Origin of the sequence: Lentzea sp. NPDC102401 (genome assembly GCF_044765805.1) — a bacterium.
GTDB classification, from domain to species: Bacteria; Actinomycetota; Actinomycetes; order Mycobacteriales; family Pseudonocardiaceae; genus Lentzea; species Lentzea sokolovensis.
Window position 1 is genome coordinate 254,956 of record NZ_JBIWKS010000008.1, and the last position, 24,236, is coordinate 279,191.

At 67.9% G+C, this 24,236-nt stretch carries 22 protein-coding genes; 10 read left to right on the forward strand and 12 right to left on the reverse strand.

All coding sequences use genetic code 11. The features are described from left to right. Positions 1–179: 179 nt before the first annotated feature. Positions 180–3,110, forward strand: coding sequence for a glycine--tRNA ligase (locus tag ACIRG5_RS27655; RefSeq protein WP_402909958.1), 2,931 nt, complete (start codon positions 180–182; stop codon positions 3,108–3,110). Between the two features lie 59 nt (positions 3,111–3,169). On the opposite strand, the gene ACIRG5_RS27660 is transcribed toward ACIRG5_RS27655, so the two are convergent. The 6 genes from ACIRG5_RS27660 to ACIRG5_RS27685 all read right to left on the reverse strand — a co-directional run bounded on the left by ACIRG5_RS27660 (position 3,170) and on the right by ACIRG5_RS27685 (position 10,090). After that, entirely contained in the window at positions 3,170–3,922 is a 753-nt protein-coding gene (locus tag ACIRG5_RS27660; protein WP_402909961.1) for a chitosanase, read from the reverse strand. Between the two features lie 199 nt (positions 3,923–4,121). Further along, positions 4,122–4,892: a chitosanase gene (locus tag ACIRG5_RS27665; RefSeq protein ID WP_402909964.1), complete on the reverse strand. Its 771-nt coding sequence runs from the start codon at positions 4,890–4,892 to the stop codon at positions 4,122–4,124. Positions 4,893–5,085: 193 nt separating this feature from the next. After that, complete coding sequence (locus ACIRG5_RS27670) at positions 5,086–5,871, reverse strand: chitosanase (RefSeq protein WP_402909572.1); 786 nt, start codon at positions 5,869–5,871, stop codon at positions 5,086–5,088. 110 nt (positions 5,872–5,981) lie between these two features. Then, a complete protein-coding gene (locus tag ACIRG5_RS27675) occupies positions 5,982–7,442 on the reverse strand; it encodes an alpha/beta hydrolase (protein ID WP_402909575.1) in 1,461 nt (486 codons plus the stop codon). 56 nt (positions 7,443–7,498) lie between these two features. Beyond that, positions 7,499–8,215: a MerR family transcriptional regulator gene (locus tag ACIRG5_RS27680; protein ID WP_402909578.1), complete on the reverse strand. Its 717-nt coding sequence runs from the start codon at positions 8,213–8,215 to the stop codon at positions 7,499–7,501. A gap of 174 nt (positions 8,216–8,389) precedes the next feature. After that, entirely contained in the window at positions 8,390–10,090 is a 1,701-nt protein-coding gene (locus ACIRG5_RS27685) for a S8 family serine peptidase (protein ID WP_402909966.1), read from the reverse strand. 244 nt (positions 10,091–10,334) lie between these two features. Between ACIRG5_RS27685 and ACIRG5_RS27690 the strand changes: the two genes are divergently transcribed. Further along, positions 10,335–11,423: a sugar ABC transporter substrate-binding protein gene (locus tag ACIRG5_RS27690; RefSeq protein WP_402909580.1), complete on the forward strand. Its 1,089-nt coding sequence runs from the start codon at positions 10,335–10,337 to the stop codon at positions 11,421–11,423. A gap of 62 nt (positions 11,424–11,485) precedes the next feature. Here the strand turns inward: ACIRG5_RS27690 and ACIRG5_RS27695 are convergent, their stop codons facing one another. Both ACIRG5_RS27695 and ACIRG5_RS27700 read right to left on the reverse strand, forming a co-directional pair. Beyond that, positions 11,486–12,190 (reverse strand): hypothetical protein, encoded by a 705-nt coding sequence (locus ACIRG5_RS27695; protein WP_402909583.1) that lies wholly within the window; start codon positions 12,188–12,190, stop codon positions 11,486–11,488. A 74-nt stretch (positions 12,191–12,264) separates the two neighbouring features. Continuing rightward, complete coding sequence (locus ACIRG5_RS27700; RefSeq protein ID WP_402909586.1) at positions 12,265–12,480, reverse strand: hypothetical protein; 216 nt, start codon at positions 12,478–12,480, stop codon at positions 12,265–12,267. A 247-nt stretch (positions 12,481–12,727) separates the two neighbouring features. Here ACIRG5_RS27700 and ACIRG5_RS27705 point away from each other — a divergent pair, with 247 nt between their 5' ends. The 5 genes from ACIRG5_RS27705 (at position 12,728) to ACIRG5_RS27725 (ending at position 16,183) form a co-directional block, all read left to right on the forward strand. Further along, the gene (locus ACIRG5_RS27705) at positions 12,728–12,934 is read left to right on the forward strand and encodes a cold-shock protein (RefSeq protein WP_030468404.1); all 207 of its coding nucleotides are present in this window, start codon (positions 12,728–12,730) and stop codon (positions 12,932–12,934) included. A 112-nt stretch (positions 12,935–13,046) separates the two neighbouring features. After that, entirely contained in the window at positions 13,047–13,925 is an 879-nt protein-coding gene (locus ACIRG5_RS27710; RefSeq protein ID WP_402909589.1) for a glutamate ABC transporter substrate-binding protein, read from the forward strand. Continuing rightward, positions 13,922–14,536 carry an amino acid ABC transporter permease gene (locus tag ACIRG5_RS27715; RefSeq protein ID WP_402909591.1) on the forward strand — a complete coding sequence of 205 codons (615 nt, stop codon included), beginning with the start codon at positions 13,922–13,924 and terminating at the stop codon, positions 14,534–14,536. The genes ACIRG5_RS27710 and ACIRG5_RS27715 overlap by 4 nt, the downstream gene beginning before the upstream one ends. Then, a complete protein-coding gene (locus ACIRG5_RS27720) occupies positions 14,536–15,303 on the forward strand; it encodes an amino acid ABC transporter permease (RefSeq protein ID WP_402909594.1) in 768 nt (255 codons plus the stop codon). Before ACIRG5_RS27715 ends, ACIRG5_RS27720 begins: the two co-directional genes overlap by 1 nt. Beyond that, positions 15,284–16,183, forward strand: coding sequence for an asparaginase (locus ACIRG5_RS27725; protein WP_402909597.1), 900 nt, complete (start codon positions 15,284–15,286; stop codon positions 16,181–16,183). Before ACIRG5_RS27720 ends, ACIRG5_RS27725 begins: the two co-directional genes overlap by 20 nt. Here the strand turns inward: ACIRG5_RS27725 and ACIRG5_RS27730 are convergent. Continuing rightward, positions 16,180–16,620 (reverse strand): ester cyclase, encoded by a 441-nt coding sequence (locus ACIRG5_RS27730; RefSeq protein ID WP_319978124.1) that lies wholly within the window; start codon positions 16,618–16,620, stop codon positions 16,180–16,182. The genes ACIRG5_RS27725 and ACIRG5_RS27730 overlap by 4 nt on opposite strands. A gap of 68 nt (positions 16,621–16,688) precedes the next feature. Here ACIRG5_RS27730 and ACIRG5_RS27735 point away from each other — a divergent pair, with 68 nt between their 5' ends. Next, on the forward strand, positions 16,689–17,321 hold the full coding sequence (locus ACIRG5_RS27735; protein WP_402909600.1) for a TetR/AcrR family transcriptional regulator C-terminal domain-containing protein: 633 nt from the start codon (positions 16,689–16,691) through the stop codon (positions 17,319–17,321). Here ACIRG5_RS27735 and ACIRG5_RS27740 read toward each other — a convergent pair. Together ACIRG5_RS27740 and ACIRG5_RS27745 are read right to left on the reverse strand one after the other, a co-directional pair. Beyond that, positions 17,318–19,321, reverse strand: coding sequence for an NPCBM/NEW2 domain-containing protein (locus tag ACIRG5_RS27740; protein ID WP_402909603.1), 2,004 nt, complete (start codon positions 19,319–19,321; stop codon positions 17,318–17,320). The genes ACIRG5_RS27735 and ACIRG5_RS27740 overlap by 4 nt on opposite strands. 118 nt (positions 19,322–19,439) lie before the next feature. Then, on the reverse strand, positions 19,440–21,128 hold the full coding sequence (locus ACIRG5_RS27745; protein WP_402909605.1) for an acyl-CoA dehydrogenase: 1,689 nt from the start codon (positions 21,126–21,128) through the stop codon (positions 19,440–19,442). Positions 21,129–21,273: 145 nt separating this feature from the next. On the opposite strand from ACIRG5_RS27745, the gene ACIRG5_RS27750 reads away from it, so the two are divergent. Next, on the forward strand, positions 21,274–22,353 hold the full coding sequence (locus ACIRG5_RS27750; RefSeq protein WP_402909607.1) for a WD40/YVTN/BNR-like repeat-containing protein: 1,080 nt from the start codon (positions 21,274–21,276) through the stop codon (positions 22,351–22,353). After that, a complete protein-coding gene (locus tag ACIRG5_RS27755; RefSeq protein ID WP_402909609.1) occupies positions 22,350–22,634 on the forward strand; it encodes a MoaD/ThiS family protein in 285 nt (94 codons plus the stop codon). Before ACIRG5_RS27750 ends, ACIRG5_RS27755 begins: the two co-directional genes overlap by 4 nt. 635 nt (positions 22,635–23,269) lie before the next feature. On the opposite strand, the gene ACIRG5_RS27760 is transcribed toward ACIRG5_RS27755, so the two are convergent. After that, on the reverse strand, positions 23,270–24,229 hold the full coding sequence (locus tag ACIRG5_RS27760; protein WP_402909611.1) for a zinc-binding dehydrogenase: 960 nt from the start codon (positions 24,227–24,229) through the stop codon (positions 23,270–23,272). Between the last annotated feature and the right edge of the window lie 7 nt (positions 24,230–24,236).

Sequence of the window (24,236 nt, forward strand, 5' to 3'; positions counted from 1 at the left end):
CTCCCGGCCGCGGCGGCCGGTTGTCCACACCCACTCCTCTCGGCGAATCGGGTACACCAAGTAGACGTGCGGGGCCGCCACTCGGTTGTGCACAGGGTGACACAGTGGCGGAGACCACCCGATCAAGGCCCCCTGACCAGCGGTTTTGTCCGTTTCGTAGACTCGTCGCCGTGTTGACGATGCAGGACGCGCTGCTCGCGCTGACCAAGTACTGGACCGACCGAGGTTGCATCGTGGTGCAGCCGTTCAACACCGAGGTCGGGGCGGGGACGCTGAACCCGGCCACCGTGCTGCGCGTGCTCGGTCCCGAGCCGTGGCGCGTGGCGTACGTGGAGCCGTCCGTGCGGCCCGACGACGCCCGCTACGGCGAGAACCCGAACCGGCTGCAGACGCACACCCAGTTCCAGGTGATCCTCAAGCCCGACCCTGGCGACCCGCAGGAGCTCTACCTCGGTTCGCTGGAGGCGCTCGGCATCGACGTGCGCGGGCACGACGTCCGGTTCGTCGAGGACAACTGGGCCTCGCCCGCCCTCGGCGCCTGGGGCCTCGGCTGGGAGGTGTGGCTCGACGGCCTGGAGATCACCCAGTTCACCTACTTCCAGCAGGCCGGCGGCATGACGCTCGACCCGGTGTCGGTGGAGATCACCTACGGCATCGAGCGGATCATGATGGCGCTGCAGGGCGTCGACCACTTCAAGAAGATCGCCTACGCGCCCGGCATCTCCTACGGCGAGGCGTTCGGCCAGGCCGAGTACGAGATGTCGCGGTACTACCTCGACGACGCGGACGTGGAGGCGAACAAGCGCCTCTTCGAGGAGTTCGCGGCCGAGGCCCGGCGCATGCTCGACGCCCGCCTGCCCGTTCCCGCGCACAGCTTCGTGCTGAAGTGCTCGCACATCTTCAACGTGCTGGACGCGCGCGGGTCGATCTCCACGACCGAGCGCGCGCGTGCGTTCGGCCGGATGCGGGGGCTGGCACGGGAAGTCGCTTCGCTGTGGGCCGAGCGTCGTGCCGAACTCGGGCATCCGCTCGGTGTGGCGGAACTTCCGGCCGCCGTCGCCAAGCCTTCGTCGTTTGTGGACGTGGTCGCGCCGGCGACGTTGCTGTTCGAGATCGGCACCGAGGAACTGCCGCCGCACGAGGTGCTGCGGACCGTGGACGCGGTGCGTTCAGCGGTGGTTTCCAAGCTGGAGGCGACTCGGCTGACGCATGGTTCGGTGACCGTGCACGGCACGCCGCGCCGGATCGTCGTGCTGGTGCCTGCTGTTTCGCCGCGTGAGCCGGACGCCGAACGCACGGTGCGTGGCCCGCGTGTGTCCGCCGCGTTCGACGGTGACGGCAATCCGACGAAGGCCGTGCAGGGCTTCGCGCGTGGCCAGGGCGTTGAGGTTTCCTCGCTGGGGCGCGTGGTCGAGAACGGCGTCGAGTTCGTGGCGCTGACCAAGTCCGACGCGGGTCGCGGCGCCGTCGAGGTGCTGAGCGGGCTGCTGGGCGAGGTCGTGTCGGACCTGCGTTCCGAGAAGAACATGAAGTGGAACGACCCGAAGCTGTCGTTCACCCGGCCGATCCGCTGGCTGCTCGCGTTGCTGGGGGAGACGCCGGTGCCGGTCGCGGTGTCGTCGCTGGCTTCCGGGACCACGACTCGGGTGCACCGGACCGCTGCCTCGCCGGTGGTGCGGGTGTCCCAGGCGGACGGTTACCTGGAGTTCCTGGAGTCGCACGGCATTCAGGTCGACTCCGCTGTCCGTTCCGCCGCGATCGTTGCCGCGGCGCAGGAACTGGCGGCGTCGGTCGGCGGTGTCGTCGAGGTCGACGGCCTGCTGGACGAGGTGACGAACCTGGTCGAGTGGCCCACGCCGATCCTCGGCTCGTTCGAGGAGCGGTACCTGGAGCTGCCTGCCCAGATCCTCACCACCGTGATGCGCAAGCACCAGCGCTACCTCCCGGTGCGGTCGGCCGACGGAGCGTTGCTGCCGCACTTCGTGGCCGTGGCGAACGGTTCCGTGGACGCCGACCTGGTGCGCGCGGGCAACGAGGCCGTGCTGCGCGCGCGGTACGAGGATGCGGCGTTCTTCTGGCGTGCGGACCTCAAGACACCGCTGGAGGAGATGAAGTCCGGTCTCGCGAAGCTGACGTTCGCGGACAAGCTCGGCTCGATGGCGGACCGGGCTGGACGCATCGCCTCGCTCGCGGGGCGGTTCGCCTCGGTGGTCGACGTCGACCGCGAGACGTTGGATCGTGCGGGTGCGCTGGCGAAGTTCGATCTCGGTTCGCAGATGGTGATCGAACTGTCGTCGCTGGCCGGTGTGATGGCTCGGGAGTACGCCGTGCGCGCGGGGGAGACGTCCGAGGTCGCGCTGGCGTTGTGGGAGATGGAACTTCCGCGTTCGGCCGGTGACGCGCTGCCGTCGTCGGTGCCCGGGGCGTTGTTGTCGCTGGCGGATCGGTTCGACCTGCTGGCCGGGTTGTTCGGGATCGGTGCGCAGCCGACCGGGTCGTCGGATCCGTTCGGGTTGCGGCGGGCGGCTCTCGGTGCGGTCACGGTGTTGCGGGCGTTCCCCGACCTGCGGGCGATCACGCTGCCGGTGGCGCTTTCCCTTGCCGCTGAGGGGCTTGAGGTGTCCGCGGAGGCCTTGGAGACTGCCCGGGAGTTCGCGGTCCGGCGGTACGAGCAGGCGTTGCTCGACGCCGGCCACGAGCACCGGTTCGTGCAGGCGGTGCTGCCGTTGGCCGACTCGCCGGTGCTGGCCGATGAGACGCTGGCACAGTTGGAGTCGTTGGCGGGCAACGAGTCCTTCGACGCGTTGGCTGCGGCGCTGCAGCGGGTGCGCCGGATCGTGCCTGCGGCTGTCGAGGGTTCTTACGACGCCTCGGTGTTGTCGGAGCCTGCGGAAGTGGCGCTGCACAAGGCGTTCGACGGTGTCTCGCGGGACGTTGTCGGGCTGGCGGCGTTCTTCGGTGCTGCCGAAGGGCTCACCGGGCCGATCAACACGTTCTTCGACGAGGTGCTCGTGATGGCCGAGGACGAGAAGGTGAAGGCCGCGCGGCTCGGTCTGCTGGCGTCGATCCGCGACTTCGCGGCGCCGGTGCTGGACTGGACCCAGCTGTAAGACGAGAAGGAGGAGGGGCGTCCCTGTTGCCGGGGACGCCCCTTTCTTCGTTCGCGCGGTTACTTGATCTCGAAGCTCTGGCCGTAGACCTTCCACTTCAGCGGGGTGTTGAGGTCGAGGTTGCCGGCCTTGAGCCACACGCGTTGTGCCGTGTCGACGCGGCTGGTGTTCTCGTGTGCGGGCTCCTGCTTCATCGTCCACACGCGGGCGTCCATGAAGGCGTTGAGCCACGTGGTCTCGTTGCCGCCCTGCGAGGGCGGCTTCGCCTTGCCCAGCGCGCGTTTGCGGATGCTGGAGAAGTCCAGGTCGCCCCAGCCGTCGCCGTGCATGACGATCGCGTCGTAGTAGGCGAACTGGCCGAGTGCGCGCACGCCGTCGGCTTTTGCCTGGCGGACAGCCGGGTTGAAGTAGACGCGGTCGCGTTCGGACTCCTGTGCCGCCTTGAAGACGGAGTCCTTGGCCGCGGTCTTCCAGTCCTTGGTGTAGTTGGGATCCAGGCCCGAGTGGGAGTCGGTGCCGTTCACCCTGCGCAGCGCGGGGAGGTACTTCTCCAGCACGTTGCCGGGTTTGCGCTGCTTGTAGAGCTCGACCAGGTCGAGCATGTCGCCGGTGCCGCTGCAGAAGCCGATGATGCCGGCGGTGTAGCCGCGGCCGTCGTCGATGTCCTCGATGTAGCTGAACTGCGCTTTCCAGTTCGTGGAGGAGTTCTCCGCGCTGGACACGATCTGCATCGCGATGTCCTTCATGCGCGGGTCGTTGAGGTCGGCTGCTTGGGCGGTGCCCGTGGTCGCGGTGGCGAGCGCGACGCACATCAGAACTGCGGCCAGCGTGCGGCCTGGGATCTTCACGCGTTCCTCCCGGGGTGTCCCGGGCGGCGGTGCAGCAACGGTAAGGGGTTCGGACCTTCACCGGCAAGGATGTTCATTCGATTACGAAACTGTTGTCACACATGGGAATTAGGGGCGCTCCCGGCTGGGTGCGCCCCTAATTCCCATGTGTGAAACGGCGGAGCTAGTTGATCGTGAAGCTGTCGCCGTAGACCTTCCACTTGAGCGGCGTCTTCAGGTCGAAGTTGCCGGCCTTCAGCCACACGCGCTGCGCGGTCTCGATGCGGGAGACGTCCTCGTGGGCCGCTTCCTGCTTCATGGCCCACACGCGGGCGTCCATGAAGGCGTTGAGCCACGTGGTCTCGTTGCCGCCCTGTGACGGGGGCTTCGCCTTGCCGAGCGCGCGCTTGCGGATGTTGCTGAAGCTCGTCTTGTCGCCGCCGTCACCGTGCACGACGATCGCGTCGTAGTAGGCGAACTGACCCAGGGCGCGCACGCCGTCGGCCTTGCCCTGCTTCACCGCGGGGTTGAAGTAGACGCGGTCGCGTTCGGACTCCTGTGCCGCCTTGAAGACGGAGTCCTTGGCTGCGGTCTTCCAGTCCTTGGTGAAGTTGGGGTCGAGGCCTGAGTGCGAGTCGGTGCCGTTCACCTTGCGCAGCGCGGGAAGGTACTTCTCCAGCACGTTGCCGGACTTCTTCGTCTTGTACAGCTCGACGAGGTCGAGCATGTCGCCGGTGCCGCTGCAGAAGCCGATGATGCCGGCGGTGTAGCCGCGGCCGTCGTCGATGTCCTCGATGTAGCTGAACTGCGACTTCCAGTCCGTGGAGGAGTTCTCCGCGCTGGACACGATTTGCATCGCGATGTCCTTGAGACGCGGTTCGTCGAGGTTGGCCGCCGAGGCGGTACCGATGGTGGTGGTGAAAAGAGCGGCGCACGTCAGCAGTGCGGCCGCGATGCGACCAGTGATCTTCACGAAGTTCCCTCCGGGGCAGGGATGTCGGGGGCCCGGGCGGCGTGGGAGCAACGGTAAGGGGTCCATACCTTTATTGGCAAGAGTCTTTACTAATTCGCGAAACGGACAATTGCCGTCAGTGGGCGCATTCCGGCGGAAACGCTTGCCGCGCACACGTTTCCGCCGGAATGTCAGGTCAGCGGATGTCGAACTGCTGCCCGTAGACGTGCCACTGCAGGGGGCGTTCGAGGTTCAGCTTGCCCTCGTTGAGGAACCGGCGCTGCGCGGTGTCGACCCGGCTGGTGTCCTCGTGCGCGGGCTCCTGCTTCATCGTCCACACGCGTGCGTCCAGGAACGCGTGCAGCCACTGCACCTCGTCGCCGCCCTGGGCCGGCGGGCGCGCGCCGGTGTCGAGCGCGCGCCGGCGGATGCTGGAGAAGTCCAGGTCACCCCAGCCGTCGCCGTGCATGACGATCGCGTCGTAGTACGCGAACTGGCCGAGTGCCTGCACGCCGTCCTGCTTCGCGCGGTTGACGGCCGGATCGAAGTACACGCGGTCGCGTTCGTGCTCCTGCGCGCCCTGGAACGTGCCGTCCTGGGCCGCTGCCTGCCAGTCGCCCTGGAAGTCCGGGTCCAGGCCGTCGTGCGACGGCGTGCCGTTGACCCGCTCCAGCGCCGGCAGGTACTTCTCCAGGACGTTGCCGGGCTTCCAGTCGCGGTAGAGGCGGACGAGGTCGAGCATGTCGCCGGTGCCGCTGCAGAAGCCGATGATGCCGGCGGTGTAGCCGCGGCCGTCGTCGATGTCCTCGATGTAACCGAACTGCGCGCGCCAGTCCAAAGAGGAGTTCTCCGCACTGGACACCAGCTGCATCGCGATGTCCTTGAGCTGCGGATCGTTCAGGTCCGCCGCCTGGGCGGTGCCGGGCGTGACGAGGGCCGCCGCGCACAGAACCGTTGCCGCGAGCCGTGTAAACGTCTTCATGCCGCTCCGTTCCACAGTGGAATCGGCGGCGACGATGGCCCGACCGTAGCGTGAGAGCGCGCGCACGACAAGGGCCGGCTCACCCTGGTGGGCGAGCCGGCCGTCAGGAATCAGCCAGTTTCAGCCGCGCACTTGACGTCGTTCGGACGCTGTCCACCGAGCAGGTACGCGGTCACCTTGTCGTTGGCGCACTTGTTCTTGCCGAAGACGTAGGCGCCGTGCCCGCCCTGGTCGATCGTGATCATCGCGGCCCTGTCGCCGAACGCGCGGCGCGTCGACTGGGCACCGACCAGCGGCGTCGCGGGGTCGCGCTCGTTCTGCACCAGCAGCACGTTGCGCGGGCCCCGGTCGGACGGCAGAACCTGCTTCTCCACCGGCTTCGGGAAGAAGGCGCACGGCTGGATGTTCGCCGCGGCCGCGCCGAACATCGGGTTGCGGACGCGGTCGATCGCCACGTTGCGCTCGTACGTGCCGACCGACGACGGCCAGGTGGAGTCACCGCAGATCACGTTCAGGCGGCCCGCCAGCAGGGCCTGGACGCGCGGAACCTCCGGGTACTCCTGCGGCGGCTGCGGCTGGCCGGTGTCGAAGGCCTTCCAGGAGGCGGCGAGCTTCGAGAAGGCCTCGTCGCCGGTGGAGTACAGCGCCGTGAAGGTGAGGAAGCGGAACAGCCTGCCGTCGAAGCCCTCCACCGAAGGCTGCTTGTCCAGCCGCGCGACCAGGTCGAAGAACTTGGCGCGCACCTGCTGCGGCGTCGTGCCCAGGTCGTACTCGGGGTGCGCCGCCGCCCACTTCGCGAAGTCGGGGAAGGTGTCCTCGACGCCGCGGCCCATCAGCCTGCCGCCCTCGACGTCCCAGCCGCCCTTCGGCAGGTTGCTGTCGATCACGACGCGCTCGGAGGTCTTCGGGAACAGCGTGGCGTACACCGAACCCAGGTACGAGCCGTACGAGTACCCGAGGAACGACGCCTTCTTCTCGCCCAGCGCCGCACGGACCGAGTCCAGGTCACGCGCTATGTTCGCGGTCGTGTTGTACGGCAGTTCGCCGGCCGAGGACGACCTGAGGCACTGCTCGGCGATCTTCTTGACCTCGTCGGCGCGCTGGCGCACCTCGGCGGAGTTGTTGGCGTACGGAGGCACGCTGCCGTCCGCCATCTGCTCGTCGGTCATGTCGCAAGTGGACGGTGAGCTGTATCCGATGCCACGCGGGTCCATGCCGATGATGTCGTAGGCGTCCTGCACGTCCTGCGGCAGCCCGACCGCCTTCAGCACGAACGGGAACGTCAGTCCCTCGCTCGGCCCGCCGGGGTTGGTCAGCAGGATCCCCTTGCGCTTCGCGGGGTTCTTGCTGGCCAACCGGGTGATCATCACCTCGGTCCTGCGGCCCTCCGGCTTGCGGTAGTCGAGCGGCAGCTGGAGCTTTCCGCACTCCAGACCGGGCAGCGCCACGTCGGTGGGACAGGCTACCCACTGCACCTCGGGCTTCGGCGTGGCGGCGGCCGACACCCCCGGCGCCGCCACGAGCCCTGCGGCGGCGGTCACGACCGCGGCCAGGGACAACGATTTTCGCATTAGCAAATACCTCCCCGACGACGCGCCCGTCCAGGCGCGCCGAACCAAATGGAATGTCAGCCGCTCATGCGGACGAGAACGTCCAGCTGGGCCTTGTTGTAGAGCTCGACCAGGACCTTGATGACGGTCTTCCTCGCGTGCTCCACACCGCGCGGTGCGTCGGTGTACAGACCGGCCGGATCCGGGAACGCTGTTCGCAACAGCGCCATGTACGGCATCTCGCGCATGCCGTCCGCCACGGCCTGCCGGGTCTGCTCGTCCGCGTCCTCCGGCAGGTTGTCGAACGCCACGACCGCCGGATCCCGCGCGTAGTCCTTCAGCGTCCCGGCGTACTTCGCCAGCGTCTCCGGCGAGAGCAGTTGGGCCAGCACGACGGTGAACGAGCGGTCCTGCGGAGACAGGTTCGCGTTCTCGATCATCGCCGCGACGTCCGGCGGCAGGTCGGTCGGCGCCTCCTGGTGCAGCACCAGCGCCAGCTCGGCCCTGATCCGTTGCAGCCGCTCGATCTGCGCGGCCAGTTCGGCGTCGAGCTCCCGCAACGCCTCGCGAGGATGTTCGTCCCCGTCACCGAGCTCCGCGATCTGCGTGAGCGACAACCCGAGGTCGGTGAGGCGCTTGATCCTCAGCACCCGCACGAGATGGGGCACGCCATAGCTCTTGTAGCCGTTGGCGCGGCGTTCCGGCTCGGCGAGCAGGCCCACGTCGTGGTAGTGCCGGATCGTGCGCAACGTCGTGCCGGCGAGATCGGCCAGCTGGCTTGTGCTCCACGCCACGACGTTCCCCTCCTCCTTCGGTTGCTGACACGACCCAGTTGAAACTATGCCGCTGCGGCACGGTCAAGGCAGGCCGGAACAGTTCAGACGAAGGTGGTGGGGGAGAGTCCACTTTCGTCGCATGCGAAAGGCCCCCGTCAAGAACCCGGGGGCCTTTCGTTGTCCTACAAGGACTTACAGGAACTGGCCACCACGGGTGACAGCACCGTAGGCGTCCACGATGCCGTGACCGTAGAAGCCGTTGAACTTCGAGTCACCTTCACAGGTGGCGTCGAACTCCGGCGTGCGGCCCACGTTGACGTACGAGACAGTGCGCGGGTTCGGGCAGGCGCGCTGCGTCGCGGTCTTGTAGAGCACCTTCTCGACCTTGTCCGGGTCGAGGGTCAGACCGGGGTTCTTCTTGTCCTTCTTGCCGTACTGGCTGACGATCAGCGCGGCGACACCAGCGGCGTGCGGGGCGGCCATCGAGGTGCCCTGCAGGAACTGGTAGTAGCCGACCTTGTCGCCCTGCACGGCCTTCTTCACACCCGCGGCCAGACCGGCCTCGGTGATGTTGCCGGCCTCGTCGATCGCGCCTTCGGCGAGAGCGACGTTGCGCGGGTAGGTCGACAGGATCAGGTTCTCGTTGGTGCGGTACCACGGCGTGCCGAGGCCGTCGCGGAAGTAACCACCGGGAGCCGAGATCGCCGTCTGCTCAAGGCCGTAGTTCGAGTAGTCGGCCTTGGCGGTCGACGGGCCGAGAGCCGACACCGAGATGACGTGGTTGCCCTCGGTGGGGAGGTTGAGGCACGTCGCGTTGTCGATCGGGCGCGGGCGGTTGTGACCCGGCGGGTAGTTCGGGCTCACGGTGTCCTGGCGCGGCTTGCCCAGGTCCTCGTGGTTGTTGCCACCGGCACCGATCAGCGTGACGCCCTTGCGGTGCGCGTAGTTCAGTGCGCGCTGCACGGTCGCGATGATCGTGCGCTGCTCCAGCTGCTCCTCGGCCGAGGCCGTGGGGTCGTTGGCGCAGTTCATGTACCAGGGGTCGACGTAGAACGACATGTTGATGACGTCCAGGCCGATGTCGGCACCGTAGGTCAGGGCGTCGACGACGGGCTGCAGGAAGAACGATCCCGCGTCCTGGCCGCCGCGGATGTTGACCAGCGACACGTTCGGCGCGACACCGGAGATGCCGAAACCGTTGGCAGCGGCGCCGATGGTGCCGGCGACGTGCGTGCCGTGGCCGCCGTCGTCCCAGTTGGCCGGGTCGACGCAACCGCGGAACTCACACGGGCCGTCGAACACGCCACCGTCGGAGTCGTTCGGGATGTCGACGGTGAAGTTGCGCGAGAGCTCGTTGTTGAAGTTCGGCGCGATGTCCGGGTGGGAACCGTCCACACCGGTGTCGAGAATGCCGACGTACACGCGCTTGTCGCCGGCCTGCTTGGCCCGCGCGATGTTGGAGCGAACGAGGTTCAGGCCCCACAGGTCGCCGTCGAGCGGGTCCATGCCGGCCGTCGACTTCGACGCGGCAGGAGCCTTGGCGGCCTGCTCGGTCTTGTTCTCCTTCTCGACGTCGTCCCGCTTGACCTTCTCGGCCTTCGCCGCGGGCGCGTGCCCGATCGGCTTGGTCCGAGCGGCGCCGACGATCGCGCTCGAAGCGGAAACCTTCTCCGCGAAGCCGTTCGCGGGCGCCTTGACCGTCAGCAGGCCGACGGCGTCGTTGCTCCGCACGACCTCGCCGCCCGCCGCCTGCACGGCGTCGATCGCGAAGTCGCGGTTTCCGGGTTCTTCCAGAAGGACGGTGTACTCCGTGGTCGGCCCTGTGGTGGCCGGCGCGGCCCCCGCCGCCGAAGTGCCCGCTGCGATCAGCGACACCGTTGCCGCCACCGCCATCACGGTTCTGCGCGTTCTCACCTAGCTGTCTCCTCACACCCGGTCAGGGCTGGATCCAACAACACGGTGCGGCCCCCGATTGCCGCCCAAGTTGGACACACTGACACGAAAATACGTCACGCATCAGCGCCTTTCGTACGGAATCGAACTGTAGCCGATCGGCAGCGGAGCGTGATGTTATGAGAACAAATCTTGACTTAACAAGATTCAAGGACTGAACTCCGCGTTTATGCGAAGACGGGTAATGGCATCGTCGGCGTGCCTGCTCTTTCTCCTCTCTGCCTGTGGTGAAGCAGGTCAGGGGTCTCCGACGCTGCCTACGCGTGGTCCCAAACCAATCGTCGGGGTAATCCTTCCCGACCGAACGACATCCACGCGTTGGGAAGAGCAGGATCGTCCCCTGCTCACACAGGCGTTCAACTACGCGGACATCGAACCGTTCATGGAGAACGCCGAGGGAGACGAGGCGAAGTTCGCGCAGATCGCCGACGAGATGATCCGCCGCAAGGTGAAGGTCCTGATGATCACGCCGTTGTCGGCGGCGGGCGGCCTCGCGGTGCAGAAGAAGGCGAAGGCCGCGAACATCCCGGTCATCGACTACGACCGGGTCACCCTCGGCGGCCAGGCGGAGTACCACGTCGGTTTCGACAGCGTGAACGTCGGCCAGCTGCAGGCGGACGGCCTGCTGGCCTGCCTCGGCGACAAGCCGGGCGCCAACATCATCGAGATCGAGGGCGCTCCGACGGACCACAACGCCACGCTCTTCACCCAGGGCCAGAAGTCGCGGCTGTCCTCGAAGTACGACAGCGGTGCGCTCAAGCTCGTGAAGTCGCAGCCGGTCGCCGACTGGAACAACGACCTCGGCGGGCAGCTGTTCGAGCAGATCCTGAACGAGAACCAGGGCAAGGTCGACGGCGTGGTCGCGGCCAACGACGGCCTGGCGGGCGCGGTCATCGCCGTGCTCAAGAAGAAGAACCTCGCGGGCAAGGTCCCGGTCACCGGCCAGGACGCCACTGTGGACGGCCTGCGGGCCGTGCTGCGCGGCGACCAGTGCATCACCGTCTACAAGCCGGTGCGCGACGAGGCCGAGGCCGCGTCCAGGCTGGCGATCGCCATCGCCCGCGGCGACCTGGAGGGTGCCGACGACCTCGCCACCGGCAACCTGCGGGACCCCGTCGCGCGGCGTGACATCAAGTCGGTGCTGCTCGGCGCGACGCTGATCAAGAAGGAGAGCGTCCGGACGCTGGTCACCGAGGGCATCGTCAAGCCGGCGGAGCTGTGCGCAGGCGACCTCGCCGCGGCCTGCGCCCAGCAGGACATCGTCGGAAGCTAGTGGCGCGTCACGGAACGTCGGCGAGGTGATCCGTTCCGAGCCACACCACTAGAGCTCGCTCGTCACGGCCTGTCCTGATCAGGCAGGTCGTGACGTCCCGAGATGAACTCCTGCACGGCGATCTTCGCGCGGATGATCGGCTGCCTGATCCGCGCCTCCCGGCGGTAGGCGCGGGTCAGCTTGCGCGAGCCTTCGTGGTAGCGCCAGCGAGCCCACGGTGAGCCGGGCCTGGCCAGTCGCACGGCGCCCACGGCGGGCACCACCGGCACGAGCAGGCCGAGCAGCCCGGTCCAGATCTTGCCCTTGAGCAGCGCCACGATCGCGAAGCACAGGTTCACGGAGATGATGATCAGCCGGAGCGTGAACGTGGACGCCGGCGTCGTCTCCGGGTTGAGCTGCAGCACCTCGTCGTAGCCGAACGGGCGCGCGCCGAGCAGGAACGTCCCGGTGAGACCGACGGCGAGGAACACGGCGTCCACGGACAACCGGCCCGCCTTCGTCCAGTACACGTCCCTCAGGTGCAGGATCAGCGCGAACTCGTCGAGCACCAGCGCCGCGCCCACGCCGAGAACGGCCGCGGCGGCCAGCCTGGCCCCGTACATGTCGTCCGGGATGACGAGGCTCGTGACGCTCGACAACAACAACAGCACGGTGCCGAACACGACGTGATGCACGTGCGTGTCGCCGTGTACGAAGTTGCCCGGCCACCAGCGGACCTTCGCCCTGATCAGGCGCACGCTGATTCGGATGAACACGAATGTGGTCACCAAGCCGATGAAGAAGAAGAGCAGTCTGTCGCTGCCGGTCAAGCCATGGCCCCCTGGGTCAACGACCCTCCAGGTTACCGGTCCCGGTAGTGGACGTCCCCGTGCACGCTGCCGATCTGGAAGAGCGTGCCGTGGACGGGTCCGCTGGACTTGTTGACCACCGTCGTGCGGTCCTTGCCCCGGGTCTCCCCAGCCTGCTTCGCGAGGTACTTGGTGACCAGCCCGAGCAGACCACCCGCCATCCGCGGGGCGACTGTGACCGTGATCGACAGCGTCATCTGCTCGGGCACGGGTACCTCCGCGAGATCATTTGGAGTCTCACGATAGCAGCGAGATCAGTGAGATCCATAGCTCGACTGATGCCGGGGACCCATGGTTGACTGTCCATGGTCGTACGTTGCGTGTTCGTGGATTTCCCCGCTCGCGGAACGAGGTCGCGAGTGCGTGGTTTCTCCAGGTTCCGGAGAAGGCACCGTCGTGTCCTGACCCCGGTGGTCGCGAGCGCGATCCGGCACCTGTTAGAGGAGAAGTAGCAAGATGGCAGTACAGGGCACCGTCAAGTGGTTCAACGCGGAGAAGGGCTTCGGCTTCATCTCCCCTGACAACGGTGGCGCCGACGTGTTCGTCCACTACTCCGAGATCCAGATGAACGGCTACAAGGCTCTCGAAGAGAACCAGCGGGTCGAGTTCGAGATCGGTCAGGGCCAGAAGGGCCCGCAGGCCCAGGGCGTTCGCGCCGTCTGAGTCTGACTGGTCAGCACATCTGATCTGTATCTGACAAGCCGCCTGTCCACTATCGGACAAGCGGCTTTGTCGTATCTTGTGCCTGATTGATCGCGATCAGTAGCGTCGCGGCATGGGGAGACTGTTCGTAGCCGCTCTGTTGCTCTTCGTGGCCGGGTGCTCCGGCGGTGAGAACGCTGTGCCGGGCGGGAGCAAGATCGACGCCCTGCTGGCCAAGGCGCCCGTCTACGCAGGTCAGGTGACCCCAGGCTCGGCCGTCGACCGCATCAGGAAGCGCGGCGAGCTGATCATCGGCGGCTCCCAGGACGCCCCGCTGCTGTCCCAGCTCGACCCGATCAGCGGCGAGCTCACCGGCTTCGACGCCTACCTGGGCAAACTGCTCGCGCAGTACGTCGTCGGCAAGCCCTCCGCGGAGCTGCTCTCCGCGACCTCCGAGACCCGCGAACCGTTGCTGGCCAACGGCACCGTCGACGTGATCATCCAGACGTACACGATCACCCCGCAACGGGCCGAGCGCGTGTCGTTCGCCGGACCGTACTACCAGTCGGGGCAGTCCATCGCGGTGCGCAAGGGCACGTCCGGCATCGGCAAACCCGCTGATCTGGCGGGGAAGACCGTCATCGTCGGCGCGAACACCCCCGGTGTGAAGGCGGTGCAGGACGTGGCGCCCACCGCGAAGATCCTCGAGTTCGGGTCCGATCCCGAGTGCCTGACGGCGTTGAAGCAGGGCCGCGGCGAGGCCTACGTGCAGGACCAGGCGATTCTGGTGGCCGACGCGTCGAAGGACAGCGAGCTGCAGCTCGTCGGCGAGCCGTTCACCGAGGACCCCTATGGCATCGGCATCAAGCACGGCGACGCGGAGTTCACCGAGTTCGTGAACGACTGGCTGCGCGAGATCGGCAAGTCGGGGCTGTGGCAGGAGGTCTGGAAGCAGACGATCGGCACCGTGGTCACCGGCGACGCACCGGCGCCACCCGCGATCGCCTCATGAGCCTGGTCCTCGAAGGCTTTCTGAACACCGTCGCCCTGACCCTGCTGTCGTTCGCCGGCGCCTTGCTCGTCGGGTTGCTCGTGGCCGTACTGAGGATCGTGCCCGTGCCGTTGCTGCGAGGCGTCGGCGTGGTCTACGTCGAGGTGTGGCGGAACATCCCGCTGCTCGCGTGGCTGGTGCTGTTCGTGTTCGGGCTGCCCGAGGTGGGCGTGAAGATGCCGTTGTTCTGGACGGCCTTCACGGCGATCGCGCTGTACGAGGCGGCTTTCGTGGCGGAAGCACTACGGTCGGGCGTGAACTCGGTGGCGTCCGGGCAGGGCGAGGCCGCGCGGGCGTTGGGTCTCTCGTTCCGGCAGTCGTTGCGGCACGTGATCCTGCCGCAGGCTTCGAGACGCGTCGTGCAGCCGTTGGCGAACATCGCGATCGCGTTGACGATGGCCACGGCGTTGGCCGGTGTCGTCGGCGTGGTGGACATGACCCGTGCGGCGCAACGGATCAACCTGGAGCTCGCGCAGCCGTTGCTGGTCTTCACCGGCGTCGGGCTCTGTTATCTGGTGATGGCCGCCGGCATCGGGTTCGGCGCGCGGGTGCTGGAACGGCGGCTGGCCTGATGTTCGACGCTCCCGGACCACGTGCGCGCCGCCGGATCCTCTGGATCTCGGTGGTGTCCGCTCTCGTGCTGGCCGGACTGGTGGCGCTGGGGTTGCGGCAGTTCGCGGCCGGTGGGCAGCTGGACCCCGTCCGGTGGAGGCCGTACCTGACCTGGCCCGTCTGGCGGTATTTGCTCGGTGGCCTGTGGTCGACGGTGGTGGCGGCGTGCGCGACCGGCGTGCTGGCGATGGCGGGCGGGTTGCTGCTCGCGTTGCGGCCCAACCGGTTCACTCGCGCCTACGCCGAGGTCATGCGCACGGTTCCGGTGCTGCTGCTCGTGTACGTGATGCTGTTCGTACTGCCGTCGTTCGGCGTGAACCTGCCGCTGTTCTGGAAACTCGTGGTGCCGCTGGCGTTGTCGCACGCGGCCTCCTACGCGGTGATCTTCCGGGCGGGCGTCTCGGCGGTCGATCCCGGCCAGCGCGAGGCCGGGTTGTCGCTGGGCATGCCGGACGGCGCGGTGACGCGGTTCGTGGTGCTGCCACAGGCCGTGCGGCACATGACGCCGTTGCTCGTGACCCAGGCCGTCAGTCTGTTGAAGGACACCTCGCTGGGATATGTCGTGTCCTACACGGAGTTGTTGTTCAACGGCCGGGTGCTCGCGAACTACAACGGTCTGCTGATCCAGACCTTCATCGTCGTCGCGTTCGTCTACCTCGTGGTCAACCTGGCGCTGTCCAGGCTGGCCCACCGGCTGGAGGCTTCTCGTGCCCGCACTGCTCGCTGAGGTCACCCGGTCCGGGTTCGTGGAGAGCCTGCACCACGGCAGCGTCGTCGGCCTGCTGCCGTCGGGTGACATGGGCGTGTCCGTTGGCGCGGTGCGGGATCCGGTGCTGCCGCGGTCGTGCATGAAACCGTTTCAGGCGCTGGCGTGCCTGTCCGCCGGAGCGCCGCTCACGGGGCCCGCGCTGGCGATCGCGGCCGGGTCGCACACGGGGGAGGACCGGCACGTCGAACTGGTGACGCGGCTGCTCGGCGAGTTGCCGGTGGAGTTGCTGCAATGCCCGCCGTCGTGGCCGGAGGACGAGGAGACCCGTCAGCGCGTGCCGGAACCCACGCGAGTGCGGATGAACTGCTCCGGCAAGCACGCGGCGATGCTGGCGGCGTGCGTGGCGTCGGGGTGGCCGACGCAGACCTATCTGGAGCCTTCACATCCGTTGCAGCAGCTGGTGATGCGGACAGTCGAGGAGCTTTCGGGCGAGTCCGTCGCGCACACGGCGATCGACGGCTGCGGTGCGCCGGTGTACGGACTGTCGTTGCACGGCTTGGCGCGCGCGATGCAGGGGCTGGTGCGCACGCCCGTTGCCGATGCCATGCGCGGGTTTCCCGAGTACGTCGGCGGAACCGGGCACGTGAACACCGTGGTCATGCAGCGGTTGCCGGGCGTGGTGGCCAAGGGCGGCGCGGAGGGTGTGCTGGTGCTGGCGACCACCGCCGGGCACGCGGTCGCGGTGAAGGTGCTCGACGGCAATCCCCGTGCCACGACGGCGATCGGGCTCACGGCGCTGGCGGCCCTGGGGTTCGACGTGTCGCCCGCAGGGGAATCCCTGTCCGTGCCGGTGCTCGGGGGCGGGCAGGTCGTCGGAGAGGTGCGCGTGGTCCTCTAGAACTTCTCGGGGACGTCGAGCATGCCGAGCTGGCTCATGACCGTCGCCGTGTCGCCGTAGACCCGTTCGCAGACGAGAACGTCCTTGTCGAAGAGGAAGAAACCGACCATCCTGACCTTGAACGACCGCCCGGTCACCTCTTCGCCGATGAGGCTGCCGAGGTGCGTGCCCTGCAGCTCGAACTCGAGGATCACGGCGTCGTCCGCGTGATGGACGTCGATGACCTTGTTGCGCTGGTCGGGAAACGCCGCGCGGGTGCGCTGCCAGTAGTCGCGGACCGCGTCCACGCCTTCGAAGACCTGGCCGGACGCCATGATCTCGTAGCGGGGGTGCGGAAACGTGTTCAGGGAGGTGTCGAAGTCGTGGTCGTTCTGCGACTCCATGTGCTCCAAGACGATCGCTTCGCGCAGCGCTCTGAGCGCCTTGGACTCGGTCATGCCGGCCGACCCTCCTACGTACGCCGTACGTCGCAGGGAAGTTACTCCACGTCGTATGGTCTCCGCCAGTGTCCTCATCACGTGAACCGCTGACCCGTGCCCGCATCGTGGATGCGGCAGTGCGGTTGATCGAACGTGAGGGCGTGGAGGCCGTCTCGATGCGTCGTCTCGCCGCCGAGCTGGGCGCGGGCACGATGTCGTTGTACAACCACGTGCCGAACAAGGCGCTGCTGGTGGATCTCGCGGCTGAGCGGATCATGGCCGAGGCGCGGCCGTACACGGTCGACAGCGACGACTGGCGCGACCACATCCGGGCGCACGCCCGTGCGGTGCGGGAGCTGGCGCGCCGGCACCCCCGCGCGTTCGTGATGCTGGCGACGCGGCGGCTGAGCACCGAGGCGGGGTTCCGGACGATCGAGGCGGCGCTGGTGAACTTCGACCGCGCGGGGTTCCGGGGCGAGGTGGCCGTCGGGATGATGCGGGCGATGGTGTCGTACCTGCTGGGCACGTTGATGCGGGAGGTCGCGACCTCGCCGGAACTCGGCGGGATCGCGTTGTCTCCCTATGTCGACGTCGACATGGCGGCGTTTCCGCTGTCCGCCGGGGTTCTGGACGAGCTGGGGACCTACGACCACGATCATGAGTTCGAGTTCGGGCTCGAACTCATGATCGCGGCTTTGGAGCGCTACCAGTCCGGCTAGCAGGTGATCTTCAGGTCACCCCAGTCTGCGTGGTCGTAGGACTTGCCGTTACCGCCGTCCTTGACGATCAGCCGGGTGACCGTGGCGCCGGAGACGTCGGCTTCCAGCGACTTCGCGGCGTCGGTGCCGGTGACCGGGCCGCTGTCGTGGACCATTCTGTTGTCGGCCCAGACCTCGTAGCTGACCAGACTGAGCGGGTTGACCTTCCGGTCGTCGATGCCGATGGTCGCGGTGAGCTTGGTGCAGTTGCCGCCCGTGTAGTACTCGACGTGGGCGGGGGCGTGCGTGCCGAGGCCCTTCGCGAAGACCTTGCCGCGGATCGTGATCGGGCCGCCGTCGCCCTGTTTGGCCTCGCCGTTGGTGGTGTCGATCTCCACCGGGCCGTGGCCGTTCGCTGACCGCAGCCACTTCAGGTCGCTGACGAAGAGTTCGCCCTCCGGGGCCGCGCCGGGTACCAGCGCCTCGGCGGAGTACTGCCTGGTCACCGGGTTGTTCTCGTGCGGGCTGTGGAAGGTGAAGCTCGCGTTGACCGGGAACCTGCCGGCCTGGGCGTTCTGCGGCACGGTGACCTGCCAGGTGGTCCGGAAGCTCCTCTCGCCGGGCAGGATCGCCTTGAAACTGGTCGTCGTGGCTTTCGCGGACCAGCCCTGGGGGACCTGGAGGGTGGCCTGGACCAGGGCGATCGGCAGGCGCCCGGCGTTGGCGACGGACGTGGTGTAGGTGACGGTCCTGCCGGGCTGGACGATCGGAAGTGCGCCTGGGTACAGGACTTCGCCGTCCGCGGCCGTGGTGACGGTGGGCGGGTACCGGTACCAGTCGTTGGCATTGCTGACACGGAACATCGCCGAGCCGTGCGGCGGGAGTGCGGCGCTGATCGCGTTCGCGGTGTGGGTGGTGGTCTTGGCCCAGAGGTCGCGGACCTTGTAGCCGTTGGTTTTGCCGAGGCCGAGTTCTTGTGCCGTGACGGACATGGTGGTGGCGCTGTCGTTCTCGTTGAAGAGGAGGACGGCCTTGTCGCCGTTGCTGAGCGGCTTGACGAGGACGTGGTTGCCGCCTTCGTCGCGGATCACCTTGCCCTGCAACCCGAGCTTGTCCTGGTTGACGGCGATGACCTCGCGGTTCTCCAGGATCTCGAACGTCTCCGGGCTGACCTTGCGCAGATCCGCGCCGATCAGCAGCGGGGCTGCCATGATCGACCAGAGGCTGAAGTGGCTGCGGTACTCGAGGTCCGTCATACCGCCGTTGCCGACCTCCAGCATGTCAGGGTCGTTCCAGTGACCGGGGCCCGCGAAGTCGGCGAGTTCCATGTTGCGCTTGGCGATCGACACCATGGTGTTCCAGTTGTCACTGATGTCGCCGGTGGTGCGCCACAGGTGGCCGACGTCCTTCGCCCACTCCCACGGCTTGTTCTGACCCCACTCGCAGAGGCTGAACACGATCTGGCGGCCGGTGGCGTTCAGAGCGTCGCGCATCCTGGTGTAGCGCAGTTTCGCGTCCACGCCCTGGTTGTTGCAGTTGTCGTACTTGAGGTAGTCGACGCCCCAGCCCGCGAACAGCCTCGCGTCCTGCACCTCGTGGTCGAGGCCGCCCGGGAAACCGCCTTCCTTGTTGCAGGTCTTGGTTCCCGCGCTCGTGTAGATGCCGAACTTGAGGCCCTTGGAGTGGACGTAGTCCGCTACCGCCTTGATGCCGTTGGGGAAGCGTGCCGGGTGGGGGACGAGGTCGCCGTTCGCGTCGCGTTCGGGGAGCGCCCAGCAGTCGTCGATGTTGACGTACTCGTAGCCGGCGTCTTTCAGGCCCTTGGTCACGAAGATGTCGGCGATGCCCTTGACCATGTCTTCGTTGAAGTCGTTGCGGCAGTGCGTGCTGTTCCAGTTGTTGAAGCCCATCGGCGGTGTCAGCGCCAGGTCTGGTTTCTGCGCCTGTGCCTGGGGCGTGACGAGAGTGCCTGCGGCGATGAGGGTGGCGACTGCGGCTGTGCGCCATCTGCGGAGATCCACTTGCGCGCGCTCCAATCTGCGGAGTGCGGCGGCAGAGCCTCATGTAAACGTTTGTGTAACGCGCACGTCAAGGGGGCGGAACCTGTCGGCTCCGCCCCCTTGTGTCTCGTTCGGTGCTCTAGGGGCGCATCTCGTACCGGCCGGACAGCGCCTCGACCTGCTGCCAGACGGCGTCGAAACGGGCCTGGTCGACGTGCGGCTTGCGGATCTGCGCGACGGCCCACTGCTGCTGGGCCTCGGTGCTGCTGGCCTTGCCGTGCAGGGCGGTCGCGTAGCCGGCGAAGTCGCGGACCAGGACGTCGAAGATCTGGTCGAGGACGCTCTGGTCGGTGCCCGTGATCTTGGCCTGCTCCAGGACCAGCTGGCCGTAGACGACCAGGGTGAACAGGTGGCCGAGGTTGAGCAGGAAGTCGAGGTCCTTCTGCTGGTCCGCGTCCGGTGCGGCCGTGGTGAGCAGGGTCTTGATGGCATTCGCCTGTTCGTGGAACAGCGCCACGTTGGGCAGGTGGGCATGCTCGGCGTAGATCGGCTCCCAGTCGTGGAACTGGATCTTGCCGAGGCCGCGCGCGGGGCCCTGGTGCCAGAAGAAGTCGTCGTCCGTCGCGTCGTGACGCGTCGGGACCTCGTCGTAGGCCTTGGGGTTGAAGAGGTAGTTCGGCATGAACTTCAGCACCAGCGCCAGGTTCACGTGCACGGTGCCCTCGAGCTTGGGCAGCGCGCGGATGTCGGCCGTGGCGCGGGTGAAGTAGGTGTCCTTCTCGAAGCCCTTGGCGGCGATGACGTCCCAGAGCAGGTCGATGACGTTCTCGCCCTCGCTCGTCACCTTCATCTTGGTGATGGGGTTGAAGAGGAGGTAGCGGCGGTCGTTCTCGTTGGCGCTGCGGAAGTAGTCGACTGACCTGTCCGCGAACAGCTTCATGGCGGTGAGGCGCGCGTAGGCGTCCACGAAGTTCTGGCGCACGTGCGGGAAGTTCGTGACCGGGTTGCCGTAGAGGATCCGGTTGTGGGCGTGGGTGATCGCCTCGTAGAACGAGTGCTCGCAGATGCCGATGCTGGCCGTGCAGAGGTTGAACTTGCCGACGTTGACCGTGTTGAGCGCAGCGCTGAACGCGTCGGGGCCGCGGTGCAGGACGTCCGCGTCGGTGATCGGGTAGTCGTCGAGGCGGAACTCGCTCACGAACATCTGGCTGTCCACGACGTTCTTGACCAGCTCGAAGTTCTCGTGCTGGCTGTCGACGGCGAAGAAGACGTACTCGTCGGAGTCCGCGAGTTTGCCGAAGACGCTGACCATGCCGGCGACGTTGCCGTTGCCGATGTAGTACTTGCTGCCGCTGGCCCGGTAACCGTCGTCGGTCTTCGTGACGATCATGTCGGTGCTGTAGACGTCGGCGCCGTGCTCCTTCTCGGAGAGGCCGAACGCGAAGACCGCGCCGCTGTCGAGGAGGGCCGCCGCCTTCTGCTTGGCCTCCTCGTTGCCGCTCATCCAGATGGGGCCGAGGCCGAGAACCGTGACCTGCCAGGCGTACCAGTACTGAAGGCCGTAGAAGCCGAGCACCTCGCTGAACGCGGCGTTGCGGGCGGCGTCCCAGCGCTTGGTGCCGTCGACGCTCGCGGGCGTGCAGAAGGTGGCGAAGAGCTTCTCGCGCTTCACGAAGTCGAGGAACTCGGTGTACCAGACCTTGTCCTGCGCGTCCGCGATGAGCTGCCGCTTGCCGCGGGCCTCGAACCAGTCGACGGTCGCCCTGAGCAGGCGCCGCGTCTCGTCGTCGAGGTGGGCGGGGTCGTAGTGGTTCGGGTCGAGCAGCACTGGAGCCTCCTTGCGTCTCTTCTTTCGGACGCTACCAGTGAGTAACTTGTGGGTCTACGTGGGGTTTCCCTCGCGCTCAGAAATTGTCAGACCCCCGGCGTAACGTGCTCCGCATCACATCTTCTGACTGGGAGGCTGCGTTGCGATGACGGTGGTCGTGGCGATCGGTACGCGCAAGGGACTGTGGCTCGCCCGTAGTGAGGATCGGGTCACGTGGCAGGTCGACGGGCCGCACCACGCGATGCAGGAGGTGTACGCGGTCGCGTTCGACTCGCGTGCGGGACTGCGCCTGATGGCCGGGGTGTCCTCACCGCACTTCGGCCCCGGCGTGTCCATCTCGGACGACCTGGGCGCCACCTGGGAGGAGTCCTCCACACCACCGATCGCGTTCCCGGTGGAGGACGCCGCGTTGGAACGCGTCTGGCAGCTCCAGCCCGCTCCGGCCTCGCAACCGGGCGTGGTCTACGCGGGCACCCAGCCGTCAGCGCTGTTCAAGTCGTCGGACGGCGGCCGCTCGTTCGAGTTCGTCGAGGGCCTTTGGAACCATCCGCACCGCCCGGAGTGGGAGGCGGGCTTCGGCGGCCAGGCGGTGCACACGATCGTGCCCGACCCGGTCGACCCCGACCGGATGCTGGTGGCGATGTCGACCGGCGGCGTCTACCGCACGGCCGACGGCGGCAAGTCCTGGGAAGCCCGCAACAAGGGCATCAAGGCGTACTTCTTCCCGGACCCGTGGCCGGAGTTCGGCCAATGCGTCCACAAGGTCGCACAACACCCTTCGTCGCCTTCGCGCTTCTACGCCCAGAACCACCACGGCGTCTACCGGAGCGACGACGGCGGCGACACCTGGCAGTCCATCGCCGAGGGCCTGCCGACCGACTTCGGCTTCGCGATGGTCGTCCACCCCCACGACCCGGACACGATCTTCACGTTCCCGATCGAGGCGGACGGCCGCCGCTTCCCACCGGAAGGCAAGTGCCGCGTCTACCGCTCCCGCGACGCCGGCTCGTCCTGGGAGGCGCTGGGCGAAGGCCTGCCCGACGCCTTCTGGACAGCCGTGATGCGCGACGCCATGTGCGCCGACGACGCCCCGGTCCCCGGCGTCTACTTCGGCTCCCGCTCAGGCGAGGTCTACGCCAGCCCGGACGAGGGCGAGACCTGGCACCGGGTAGCCGCCCACCTCCCGGACGTGATGTCGGTCCGAGCCGCGGTGATCCCGACGTGAAGGTCACCGTCCTGATCCCAGGCGTCCTGCGCAACGCCACCGACGGCGCCGCCCACCTCGACGTTGAAGTCCCAGACCCGGCCACCCTGGGAGCCGCCCTCGACGTACTGGCAAACACCTACCCAGCCCTGGACCGCCGCCTGCGCGACGAACGATCCACCCTCCGCCGCTACGTGAACTTCTACGTCAACGGCGAGGAGTGCCGCCGCCTGTCCGGCCCGTCCACCCCACTCCCGGCAGGCGCCGAAATCCAGATCCTGCCCTCGGTGGCAGGAGGCTGACGGCCCAGCTCGAGCCGGGTTGCGCCGTACCGGGGATGGCGGCGCACCCCGGCTCCGGCCGGCAAGCAACACGCGGGTCGCGGGCGCTACGAGCGGTGGCCCAGCCCCCGGCCAGCGCCGCCCAGCCCGGGCCAGCTCCGGCCACCCGGACGGGTGAACCTGGTCCTGATCCACGCCTGACCCCGTCTAGTAGATGTCCGGAAACCATGATCACCTTCCCCCGCAAAGCGGAAGGGGGCGGGCGGGCGGCGGCAGGTGCGGCAAACGGAGGTGAGCGAGAAGGCACGACCGGACAGGACGAGCCCCTGACCTGGCCCTCCGGACCGACCAGCTACCTCGATCGGCGGCTCCGACCTGCGGCTCCGAACTGCGGCTCCGGCCTGCGGCTCCGGCCTGCGGCTCCGGCCAACCATCCCGGCCGACCTCACCGCCCTGCTGGCCCCGCCCTGCCGGCCCCGCCCGACCGTCCCGACCAACCTGCCGGCCCCGACCGGCCGACTCGATCAGCCGCGCCGACCGGCCGCCCCGATCAGCCGCCCTGACCGGCTGCCTCGTTGCCCCCCGGACCAGCACCCTCTGACTGGCTGCCATCGACCGCTTGCCCCGAGCGGGACTACCTCGGTGCGCGGGAGTGATCAGATCAGCAGGAGCGACTTGCCGAGCGTGGCGCGTTCCTCCAGTGACCGATGCGCCTTCTCCGCCTCCGCCAACGGGTACGTCGCGCCGATCACCGGCCGAAGTCGGCCCTGCGCCGCGAGAGCGAGCGCGTCCGTGTGGAGTCCGCGCAAGGTCGCAGGGTCGGGCGCTCCGGCCGCCAGCACGTTGTCCACGTGCACTCGCCGACGGCTCGCCAGTTCCGGGTCGACGTCGGCGAACCCGCCTGAGCTGCCATAGGTGACGAAGCGGCCGCCGTCGGCCACGGCCTCGAACACGGCCCTGCCGAGTGCTCCTCCCGCGCCGTCGAAGGCGAGGCCGACCCCGCCCGTGGCCTCGCGCACCCGGTCCTGCCAGCCGTCGAGCGAGTAGTCGACGGCGAGTTCCGCGCCCAGTTCCCGGCTCAGCGCGAGCTTGTGCTCGCCGCGGGCCGCGGCGATGACCCGTGCGCCGGCGTCGCGCAGGAGTTGGACGAGTAGCGAACCCGCGCCGCCCGTCGCGGCCGCCACCAGGACCCAGTCGCCTTTTGTGATCTCCACGCGGCGGGCCAGCAGCAGTGCGGTGGCGCCGTCGTGCACCATGGCCGCGGCCTCCGCCGAGCCCAGGCCGTCGGGGACCTCGACGATCTCGTCGGCCGGGAAAAGGGTCTGCTCGGCGTAGCCTCCGGGGACGCGGGCGAGGACGCGGCGGCCCAGCCAGGCCGGGTCCACGCCTTCGCCTACCGAGAGCACGCTGCCGACGCCGCCTCCGCCGGGTACGTACGGGAGGGTCAGCGGGAAGTACTCGCCGCCCCAGCCGCTGCGGAGCAGCGTGTCGAGGAGGATCACGTCGGCGACCTCCAGCGCCACCAGGACCTGCCCCGGACCTGCCGCCGGCTCGGGGATCTCTTCCACGCGGAGCACCTCGGGTCCGCCGAACTCGTGCACACGGACAGCACGCACCGCAACC